This window comes from Burkholderia sp. AU30280 (assembly GCF_020420125.1).
GTDB lineage: Bacteria > Pseudomonadota > Gammaproteobacteria > Burkholderiales > Burkholderiaceae > Burkholderia.
Genome location: NZ_JAIZRY010000001.1, coordinates 898,985 through 909,730, shown reverse-complemented (window position 1 = coordinate 909,730; position 10,746 = coordinate 898,985). Strand labels below are relative to the sequence as shown.

Sequence of the window (10,746 nt, the reverse complement as noted above, 5' to 3'; positions counted from 1 at the left end):
ACGAGCGTGGTGACGACGCTCGGGCCGATGGCGAAACTCGACGTCGCAGGTGACGCGTCGATTACGACGGGCGGCAACTTCCAGCAGAACGCGGGCAATTTGTCGGTCGGTGGCAACCTTGGCATGAGTGTCGGCGGTAACTGGGATCTCGGCGCGGTGCAGACTGGCGAGCATAAGATCGTGCAGCGCGCGAATGGGGTATCGAATACCGACATCAACAAGGTGGTCGGGAGCTCGGTGACAGTCGGTGGGCAATCTAATGTCGTCGTGGGTGGCGATCTGACGACGAAGGGCGCGCAGATCGACCTCGGGCAGGGTGGAACGATCGCGGCCAAAGGTAACGTCACGCTGGGCGCGGCGAGCGCGACGTCGACCGTAAACAGCAATAGCTCGGGTAGTGACAGTCACGGCAGCTATGCGGAAACGCTGCATACGTCGGACCAGGCGCTGACCGGGACGATGCTCAAGGGCGGCGATACGGTCAATATCGTGTCGGGCAAGGACATTACCGTCAGCGGCAGTGCGATCAGCCTCGACAAGGGCAACGCGAACTTGCTGGCGGCCGGCGATGTGAATGTCGGCACGGCAACCGAGACGCATGAGCTGAACTCACACGAGACGCATAGCCACAGCAATGTGGTGAGCGGTTCGAAGATCGCGAGCGGAATCGACCAGACGGCGACCTATAGCCAGGGCAGTACGATTTCGGCGGATGGCGTGACGGTCACGAGCGGCCGGGACATCAACGTGACGGGCAGTAATATCGTCGGTACAAACGATGTGTCGCTGTCGGCTGCGCGAGACGTGAACATCAAGACCTCGCAGGACACGATTCAATCGTCTACCTATTACGACAAAAAGGAAACCGGCCTGATGTCGAATGGGGGCCTCTCGGTGTCCGTCGGTTCTCGTTCGAACTCGGACAAGCAGCAGTCTTCATCGGTGACAAACAACGGCAGTGCGATTGGAGCACTGAACGGCAACCTGACTGTGAGTGCGGGCAACGATTTGCACGCGACCGGCAGCATCCTGCATGCGGGCAACGACGTGAATCTTGCCGGCAAGACCGTGAAGATCGACGCCGCGACGGATACATCCAACTTCGCAGAGCAGCAGCAGTTTCGTCAGGCCGGCGTGACGGTGGGCGTGACGAATCCGGTCGTGGCCGCGGTGCAGACTGGTCGGCAGATGACGAACGCTGCGCAAAGCGTGGGTGGCGATCCGCGCTTGATCGCGCTGGCAGCCGCCACGACGGGCCTTGCGGCGAAGAACACCTATGACTCGCTGAAGCAGATGGGCGGCGACCCGGTGAAAGCCGCGACAAGTGTCGGGATCAACGTGTCGGTCGGCGCGAGCAAGAGCGACAGCCAGATGCAGGCACAGTCGAACACTGCGGTGGGGAGTACCGTGTCGGCAGGCCGCAACGTGACGATCGCTGCCGCTGCCGCTGGCGCCGGCAAGGACAGCAATATCGACGTGATCGGCAGCACGATTTCTGCAGGCAACAATGCGAAGTTGGCCGCCGAAGGCAATGTGAACCTGCAGGCGGCAGAAAATACCAGTAGCCAGCACAGTACGAACAGTGGGTCGAGTGCGTCGGTGGGCGTGTCGTTCACGGTCGGCGACAAGTCGGGGATAGCCTTTACGGCGGGCGTTGCAGGCAATCGAGGCAACGCGGATGGAGATTCGTCGACGTGGACGAATACGCACGTGGCTGCAGGCAACCAGCTTGCAATCCAGTCGGGCGGCGATACGAATCTGAAGAGCGCGGTCGTGTCAGGCAAACAGGTGGTTGCCGATGTCGGCGGTAACCTGAACATCGAGAGCCTGCAGGACAAGGATCACTATGATTCGAAGCAGCAGAGCGCCGGTATTTCGGCGAGCGTGTGTGCGCCGCCGCTTTGCGCCGGGAAGTCGAGCGTGGCGGGCAGTGTCGGCCAGACCAAGATGAACAGCGATTACGCAAGTGTGATCGAGCAATCGGGAATCAAGGCGGGTGATGGCGGTTTCCAGGTCGATGTGAAGGGCAATACCGATCTCAAAGGCAGTGTGATCGCGAGCAGCGACAAGGCAGTGCAGGACAACCTGAACAAACTGACGACCGGCACCCTCACCCATAGCGACATCGAGAACCACGCATCGTACGACGCATCGTCGGTCGGGCTCTCGGGCGGCTATGGCGGCACTATCGGCAAGGATCAGAAAGGCACGGCGGATAACGTGAATCCGGTGCCGGGAACCAGTGTGCCGAGCAAGGGCGGGGTGTCGGTTGCGCCGCCAGTGGTGATGGGCGCATCAGGTGACGCGAGCTCGACCACGAAGAGCGGTGTGAGCGGTGGTACGGTCACGATTACAGACGGCGCGAAGCAACAGCAGCTGACGGGCGAGACCGCCGCCGAAGCGGTAGCGAACATCAATCGCGACACGTCGAACACGAGCAGTGCGCTCGCGCCGATCTTCGACAAGGACAAGATTCAGGCCGGGTTCGACATCACGAGCCAGTTTATCAACCAGGTCGGGACCTTCGTCGACAATCGATTGAAGGAAGCGGACGCAGCGCAGACTGCCGCCAAGAATCCGAATTTGACGCCCGAGCAACGATTGCAGGCGCAGCAGCAGGCCGACCAGTTGACGGCGGAATGGGGCCCAGGCGGTACGTACCGGCAAGTGCTGTCCGCACTGACCGCAGCTGCGGGCGGCAACGTGACCGGTGGCGCTGGCCAGTTTGCGCAGGCTGGTTTGGTGAATTACCTGCAGCAGCAAGGCGCGTCGTACATAGGCAAGCTGGTCGAAAATGGCACGGTGACGGAAGGTAGCCCGCTGCATGCTGCGCTGCATGCGATTGTTGGATGTGCGGGAGCGGCTGCCAGCAGCCAAAGCTGCGGCGCCGGTGCGATGGGCGCGGCGGCATCCAGTCTGCTGACGAATCTGTTTGCGCCCCCAACTCCTGATATGACCGAGCAGGAGAAGGAAGCGAAACAGAATCTGATTTCGTCCATCGTGGCCGGCGTGGCGGCTGAATCCGGGGTGGGCGGCGCCTCGGGCGCGACCACGACAACGACCAGCGCGACCGTGGCCGCGCAGAACAATTGGCTTGCGACTGAACAGAAGGTGCAGGCGCAGAAGGAGTTGATGGCCTGTACGAATCTGATGTGTGCTGTCCAGACAACAGGAAAGTGGGCAACGGTATCGTCAGTACAGGATGCCGCGACGTTGGCTGGATTTGGCAAGGGGCTTGCGCAGGCAGGCTGGAACGACGTCCGTGGGTTGGCGGAATTCCTGAGCGACCCGGTGACCGGCCTGAAAGGGATGTATGACCTGATCAACAGCAAGGAGATGCGTGACCAGCTTGGACAGGCGGTCGTTGACAACTTGAATGTCAAGATCGGACAGATTCAGACCGCGCTGCGCGTCGGCGGGACGGACCAGGCGCTGCAACTCGGTGAAAATATAGGCGATCTGACTTGGCAGGTCGGTTCCGTGGTGGCTGGCGTTGGCGGTGCTGTGAAGGCCGGTGTAGGCCTTGCCAAGGTCGGCATCACGGTCGGTCGCGATATGCTTGATAGCATGGCGCTCGCGGGGCGTAGCGCGACCGTGGTCGATGCCGGCATTACGTGGGGGAAGGGCATTGGTACGCAGGGACTTCCGTGGGAAAATTATCTTGAGACGAAGATGCCCGCGGGATCACGTTTGCCACCGAATTTCAAGACGTTCGATTTCTACGATATTGAAACCCGAACGGCGACAAGCGCCAAGACATTGGACACGACATTGCAATCTCGGGTCACCAACCCACAGCAGGTATATTCGTCGGTGAAGGTCAACATTGACGCTATGTTGAACTATGACAAACCCTACACCCTCCTTGGCACACGGGTTGATCCTGCACAAATAGTGAGTAAAGAACTGCAACTTGCAGTGCCGGAACAAACAAACGCGGCGCAGTGGGAGCAGATCAATCGGGCTATCCAGTACGGTGAGAGCCAGGGTGTTAAGGTTGTTGTGACAACGGTAAAGGGGAAGTGAATTGAGTGACGTTAATCCTTGGCGCGGTGCGGCCATTTATCGAAATCGAGATTTCATTTTCATTGGAACGCAGTCTGGATATAGCGTTTCAATCGCAGATCCGGATGGAGGTGCACATTTTCTCGACACAGATGCTGATGACGAAACACTCGGTCGTTGTCTCAACGATGCGTTGTTGAAAAGCCGTTTCATTACCCCGCAGCAACGTGCGGAAAATCCGCTTTTCTTCGATTTTCGGCTGGTTGGAGAGAACTATAAGAAGTGGGTCGATGGCCTTCTTACACGGTTCGGGTACAAAACCAAGCAAGCCCTGTTCAAGAAAATGATCTTGTGCCACGCAAAAGTCGTTGACGGTGTTCTAACGCTTGATCCAAACCGTCATGACAAGCTCGAAGCGTGGGAAGGGTTGGGCGACGACACCAAAGTCATCCTTCCATTCGATTCGCCAGAAGCCGAAATCGGCGCTGCTCTGCGAGTCGCGTTGGATCGATGCATTCCATAAATCGACGATCCCGATTGATAAGAACAACATCTATGAGCATTAACCGACGGGGGAATTGCATTGCAGCCTCGCTGCTGTTTGTGGCACTTCATTCGTGCAATGATCGAGTAAAGATATGAAGAGGCTGTCGACAAAGAAAGTCATTTTTTTCCTCGTTTGGGTGGTGCTGGGAGTTTGGGTGATTTCCCGGACTCCGATAGTTTCCACTGCGAAAGCGAAATTGGAAATTATGACTGCGGATTTAAGTTATCTTTTTGATAATGCAACAATTTTGTCTCGACATGAAAGTGCAAAAACGGGGGCGGCTCTTGCGCTTTATGATGTGGATGCATCGACTTTCGGTGAGGAAAAAGAAAAATTTCTCAAAAACTCTCTGAAAGAAAAGGGGTGGGTGTTTTTGGGAGTGGATGATGGTACATATGTGATGTGCAAGAGTGGAATGAAGGCGTCTCTTGCTGAAAAATCTGATAAGCAGGAGTTGGACAGGATGGGAAGGCGTGTCTTTTCTGTAAGCATGGAATTCAATGCGGGAACCGAGGATTTCTGTCGCCGGAGAATGCGCTGATCGGTTCAATCGGCAGTTGCATCCAGATCAATATGCATTAGCGAAGAAGGACGCGAAGATCGTCGCAAAGCAACTTGGCATCACCGAACAGAAAGCCGAAGGCCGGGCGCTTGACTGGCGGGGGTAAATCAAAATGAAGATTATTGTAGAGGGGAATTTTTCGCGCCCTGTGAGTGTGGTGATGGTGTTAATTGGTGTTGCAATCATGTTCGGCTTCTTGAAGTACGGCCCTCCATCAATTATTAGCGTTCTGATGGTGTGTTTTGGTTTTGGGCTGGCGATAGTTGGTGGAATGACTAGCCAGGCAAGACTGCTTAAAATCAGACCGTTCGATAACAGCTACAAAAAGGCGCGCAAGATCTACGAAGTGAAGGACGACACGCAGGACAAGTCCTAACAGCAATGAAACTCTGAGAGAGCGAGCCGCTTCAACCGGCAGTTGCATCATGAAATTCCGATAAGCGCGATGTAGAGCTTGCCCTGGGACTGGTGTTTAAGTGGAATCATCAGGGCAATATCTGGTTAACTGGGATAAAGTTGCTGAAATTGGTGTTGGTATTGACGGTGCTGCCGGCGCTGAAGCAGGAGTGAAGTCGATAAATGATGCCAAGTCTCGAATTTGGGGGGCGAGGAAGTGATTAGATTGATTGCCTCATATTTGGCTGCTTTCTTTGTGTCATTTATGTGTTTTGCCTCAATAAAAGTATTTGTCATGATTTTTGTGGCTTATTTTTATGGTGGCGGTTTGCAGTGGGAAAATAACGATGCCAAATTCATTCTAGTGAACGGTGCTCTACTGGGTGGAGTGTTTTGTGTCTTTGTGACAGTGAATTTTGTGAGAAAGAAATAATTTGTGATGCCATCGTGCAATTCGGTTCAATCGATGGTCGTGCAAAGCTGAAATGTCGAGCGATGACCCAGAAAGATTAAGCGTCCGGGTCGAATGACTCCCGCTCTTGTGAGGTCGGTATTGGCTATACATGCTCGCGCATCATCTCCGACTGAAGTTTTTGACCGCGCTGTCGAGGCAGCGGGCGCAGATTCATTAATAGGGCAGGCGTTGATAGGTGTGTAGTGTTCGCTGCGATGTTGAAGATCAAACCATTCCACACCTGCTGCAGGAGAGCACGCGTTAGCTACAAAACAAACGAAAGCTAAGACCAAGAAAAGTCAAAATGAAAATTATTCATCGGCTCACCCTTTTGCCGCTTACGACTTTTGTCGCGGCCGCCGTTCACGCGCAACAGGCGCCGACTCCCGCGGATCAGGCTGCCGCCGCTCGCGCGAACGCTGAACAGGATCGACAAGCACAGCAGCAGCGCGACGCACAGCAGCGCGACGCGGCCGTGCACACGCCCTCCGTGCGTTCGGACGTGCCGCGCATCGAGGCGTATCCGACACTTCCCGTCGAAACGGCGTGCTTCCGAATCGGCATGCGGTGGTGGCGGTGACGGCGGCGGGAGCAACGCGACGAGTAGCGACAGCGCGGCGGGAACCCCTTCGCCGACCGCACCGGACCCTCAGCCTGTCACGTTCAAGTGTCCGGACGGCTACAAGTCGATCCAGCTCACCAAGAGTGCCGTTGCGAATGCGACGATGACGCTGGTCACCGACGACGGCATCGCGACGTTGACCTTCAAGACTCCGCCGAATGGCGTGGTTCGCGACGGATTGATTTGCCTGGGCAAACCGGATCCGGTGCCGACAGGCGTGAACGCGGACTTTGTCTACGAGATCAAGTCCTACGGTGGGTTCGACAACATGTACGACCGTACGCTGACCCTGAACTTCACCTCGAACATCATTCCCAATCCGAGCCCGGCGGTCATTGAAATGGCCGACATCTCGGGCGGGACCGTCACGTACAAGCCAACCATCATGGGATCGATCATTTCGACCCCGCCGAACTTCAGCCTGGCGGCGGCTGCAAACTTCACCGGCCTGTACGTTGTGCGTCTGAAGCATTAACGCTCGGCGGCGCGAGCCGGGGCCGCGAATCCGCTGGCGATATGCCGATTCGCGGCGGCGATCGCGGCGCGGCCAGCCAGGCAGCGTGCGAACCGGATCGGGACTTTGTGGGCCACGTTCCGTTCCACCGGAATGCGCGGCGCCGTATCGCACGCGGCTGGCCAGCACGATACGCGAGCTGGCCGACCGGGTCGCAACCACCCGGCCGTGCGTGCACGGCTGGTGCCGTTCTGTCGAACCGACTACACTGCGCAGTCAACGCACACCGCAAGGATTCCTCCATGGGAGCCGGCCCGTCCACGGATCGCTAAGCCGCAACGACCTTCGTCAACCGGTCGTTGCGGCGATCTCCCGTTGTCCCTCGCTGACCAGGCAGATCGCCGCCAGATTCCCTTTTCTGAGCGGATGCCTTGTCATGCCTGAACAATCCACGCCCGTCTGGGCCTATTCGTTGCCGTCGGCGCTGCTGCTGATGGCGCCTTTCGATCTCCTCGCTTCGCTGGCGATGGACGTGTACCTGCCGGTGATCCCGGAGATGCCGTCCGCGCTGGGTACGTCGCCGGCCATCGTCCAGTTGACGCTGAGCGTCTACATGGTCGTCCTCGGGCTGGGCCAGATGATCTTCGGCCCGTTGTCGGACCGCGTCGGCAGACGGCCGGTGGTGCTGGGCGGCGCGCTGTGTTTTGCGGCGGCTTCCCTGGCCCTTGCGATCGCCACCGGCGGCGGCCTGTTCGTCGCACTACGGGCGCTGCAGGCGCTGGGCGCGTCGGCCGCGCTTGTCGCCACGTTCGCGACCGTTCGCGATGTCTACGCCGATCGCCCCGAAGGCCGCCTCATCTACAGCCGGTTCGGCGCGATGCTGGCGTGCGTGCCCGCGCTGGGGCCGCTGCTGGGCGCGGCCATCGCGACAGCCTGCGGATGGCGCGCGATCTTCGCGACGCTCGGCCTGCTGGGTGTGCTCGCGTGCGGTCGCGCGTGGCCGCGCTGGCACGAAACGCGGCCACGGACGGCGAACCGGCAGGGGCCGTCCGTTGCATCGATGCTCGGCAGCCGGCCTTTTCGGGTTCATACGCTCGCGTTTGCCGCCGCGATGGGGGCGTTCTTCGTGTTCTTCTCCACCGCGCCGCGCGTGCTGGTCGGCGGTGCTGGCTATTCCCGCGGGGCATTCAGCATGGCCTTCGCGACCGTCGCGATCGTGATGGTCGTCGTGTCGCGTTTCGCAGGGACGTTCGTGTCGAGGTGGGGCGAGGCAGACTGCGTTGCGCGAGGGGCGCTCACGATGATGACGGGTGCGATCGTGCTGGCCGTCGGTACGGTCCTGGCGAAGCCGTCGTTCGCGACGTTCGTGATGCCGATGTGGCTGGTTGCGGTCGGTATCGTGCTGATGTCGTCGGTGTCCGCGAACGGGGCGCTGCGCGATTTCGGCGATGCGGCAGGCAAGGCGGTTGCGCTCTACTACGCGGTGCAGGGCGTGATCGTCACCGGCGTGGGCACGCTCGCGACACTGGTCTTCGACGCGGCTACCCCGTGGCCGTTGGCGGCCTGCTGCTTCGGCATGGGCCTCGCGAGCTTCGTCGCGATCAGGGGGCTGGCGCGTACGACTGGTCGCACGGGCGACGGGCGCGACAGCAGTGTCGAGTTCGACTGAGCACGCGTGCAGAGACGCGTGGCGGTTTCGGGCCGCGCGGCATTCAGCGGAAGTCGCGGGTGCGCGCGGCCGGCGCCGTCAACCGGCCACCGCGCGCTCGTAGAGCGAAGCGATGTAACCGCTGGGCAGCGGGCGAAGCGCGACACGTTCAAAGCCGAACGCCTCGTAATACGCACACAGCTTCGCGTTGCGCGGATCGCAATCGAGCCGCAGAAACGTACGTTGCTGCGCGCGTACCTGATCCGCACACCAGTCGATCATATGGCGGCCGAGCCCGCGGCCGTGGAAGCCGTCACGTACCGAGAGCCGGTGCAGATACCCGGCGACGGGCGCCTGCGGCCCCCAGTACTCCGCGTCTTCCCAACTCAGCACGAACATCGCGGCAGCGACGCCGTCCTGCTCGACGATGTGAAGGCTGCCGGCGTCGAGCATCGGTCGAACGTCCTGTTCGGTTCGCGCACGGTGTCCCCATGCCGGGTCGTCGTGCGCGGTCTTGAACGCAACGGCATCGGTCAGGATGCGTGCGGCAATCGCCGCATCATCGGTCGTAGCCGGCCGTACCGTGGTGACGCTCATCGTTGGTCTGTTGCACCGTTCTCGAGGGAGCGCGCATTGTGCGCCGGAACCGGCGAAACGTCGATGCGGGCACGCTAACGTAACGCAGACGAGGGCGGGGCAGCCGGCCCCGCCGTTTGCCGCCGCGTCAGGCCGGCGCGCGCTGCCCGAACGCCTGCCTGATCCGCGCGAACAGCCCGTGTTGCGCGATCCATTCGGCATACGCGCGATAGTCGGGATCGCGCATCAGGTGGCGCTCTTCCGTCTTCGCCCGCGTGTAGTAGATCAGGTTGACCGCGACGAGCCCCGCGCAATGCATGAGCCCGACCTGCCAGCCGAGCGGCTCGACGAACGGTACGGACACCATCCAGTACGACAGGTTCTTCGTGATGTACGCCGGATGCTTCGTGAAGCGGTAAGGGCCCGACGTGATGATCCCGCGGTTGGTGAGGTTCGAGAAACGCAGCCCGAACGAGATCGTGCACAGCGCGTAGGTCAGCAGCAGCAGGATGATCACGGTGCCCCAGATCACGCGCAGCGTCGGAGCCGACATCAGCCAGTTGTCCCAGAACATCGAGCCTTCGTAGCGGATGTAGTTGTTCGAGAACAGCGACCAGAACGGCTGGTAGCACATCAGCGCGGCCACCCAGCCGAGAGTCGTCGGCTCGACGGTGCGCACATGGCTGTCGAGGATGCGGAACGTGCACAGGTAGCCGACGGTGCCGAACATCAGGTCCATCGTGAACGACAGGTCATACATGAACACGAAGGCCGCGATCGTCATCGGCGCGTGCATCGCGTTCGTGAGGGACGCGGTCAGGTGATCGGCGTCCTTCGACAGGTAGACGGTCATCAGCGGCAGGAAGAACGCCTTCACGCCCCAGCCGGCCAGCATCTCGCGCACCGGCTTCCAGCTCGCGGGCTGCTCGCGGCGGAACAGGAAGCGGCCCCACAGCAGGTAGGCGTCGTTGGTCTCGCGCTGGTGGCGGTCCATCCACGCGAAGTAGAACGGCGCGGCGACGATCACGTACGGTGCGAGCGAGCGCAGCAGCGACCAGAACGGCAGGTAGAACGCGCCATGGTATTCGGGCAGCAGCCAGTAGATCGCGCCGATGCCCGCATAGATCGACGTCAGCGCGCCGAGCCGCGTCGCGACGCGCGCGATGCCGAGCGGCCGGACCGCCTGCCGCGACAGGCCCGCGCTCGGGCGCAGGTAGACGCGCGAGATGAAGATTTCGTGCAGCGCGATCGTGCCGATGATCGCGAGGCTGGCGATGACCGCGCGCGTGGCTGCGTCGAGGGTCGGCTGGCCGCGCGTGATCCACAGCGCGAAGAGCCCGGCGGCAATGCCGAGCAGGCCGGCGCGCAGGGGCGTGGCGGAACGGGGTGGGCGGTCCTGGACCGCGGCGATGCCGTCAAGCGTGGAATTCATGATCGGGTCCTCGTACGTTTGAGGGCCGGCGCCCCCGCTTGGCGGGTGAC

Annotated in this window: 8 protein-coding genes and 2 pseudogenes; 8 read left to right on the top strand and 2 right to left on the bottom strand. The window is 60.4% G+C overall.

What is annotated here, in order from left to right:
* From LGN17_RS04115 to cml, 8 genes and pseudogenes are all read left to right on the top strand, one after another.
* A pseudogene (locus LGN17_RS04115) lies at positions 1-3,027 on the top strand (hemagglutinin repeat-containing protein); the annotation flags it as partial.
* 105 nt (positions 3,028-3,132) lie between these two features.
* The gene (locus tag LGN17_RS36835) at positions 3,133-4,026 is read left to right on the top strand and encodes a hypothetical protein (RefSeq protein ID WP_413227002.1); all 894 of its coding nucleotides are present in this window, start codon (positions 3,133-3,135) and stop codon (positions 4,024-4,026) included.
* A gap of 1 nt (position 4,027) precedes the next feature.
* A complete protein-coding gene (locus LGN17_RS04110) occupies positions 4,028-4,528 on the top strand; it encodes a contact-dependent growth inhibition system immunity protein (protein ID WP_175952280.1) in 501 nt (166 codons plus the stop codon).
* A 115-nt stretch (positions 4,529-4,643) separates the two neighbouring features.
* Positions 4,644-5,093: a hypothetical protein gene (locus LGN17_RS04105; RefSeq protein ID WP_226195255.1), complete on the top strand. Its 450-nt coding sequence runs from the start codon at positions 4,644-4,646 to the stop codon at positions 5,091-5,093.
* 133 nt (positions 5,094-5,226) lie between these two features.
* A complete protein-coding gene (locus tag LGN17_RS04100) occupies positions 5,227-5,490 on the top strand; it encodes a hypothetical protein (protein ID WP_226195254.1) in 264 nt (87 codons plus the stop codon).
* 778 nt (positions 5,491-6,268) lie between these two features.
* Positions 6,269-6,523: pseudogene (locus LGN17_RS04095) on the top strand (ShlB/FhaC/HecB family hemolysin secretion/activation protein); the annotation flags it as partial.
* Between the two features lie 166 nt (positions 6,524-6,689).
* A complete protein-coding gene (locus tag LGN17_RS04090; protein ID WP_226195253.1) occupies positions 6,690-7,061 on the top strand; it encodes a hypothetical protein in 372 nt (123 codons plus the stop codon).
* Positions 7,062-7,476: 415 nt separating this feature from the next.
* A complete protein-coding gene (cml, locus tag LGN17_RS04085; protein WP_226195252.1) occupies positions 7,477-8,709 on the top strand; it encodes a CmlA/FloR family chloramphenicol efflux MFS transporter in 1,233 nt (410 codons plus the stop codon).
* A 78-nt stretch (positions 8,710-8,787) separates the two neighbouring features.
* On the opposite strand, the gene LGN17_RS04080 is transcribed toward cml, so the two are convergent.
* Together LGN17_RS04080 and LGN17_RS04075 are read right to left on the bottom strand one after the other, a co-directional pair.
* Complete coding sequence (locus LGN17_RS04080; RefSeq protein ID WP_226195251.1) at positions 8,788-9,285, bottom strand: GNAT family N-acetyltransferase; 498 nt, start codon at positions 9,283-9,285, stop codon at positions 8,788-8,790.
* A gap of 127 nt (positions 9,286-9,412) precedes the next feature.
* On the bottom strand, positions 9,413-10,696 hold the full coding sequence (locus LGN17_RS04075) for an isoprenylcysteine carboxylmethyltransferase family protein (protein ID WP_226195250.1): 1,284 nt from the start codon (positions 10,694-10,696) through the stop codon (positions 9,413-9,415).
* Positions 10,697-10,746 lie beyond the last annotated feature (50 nt).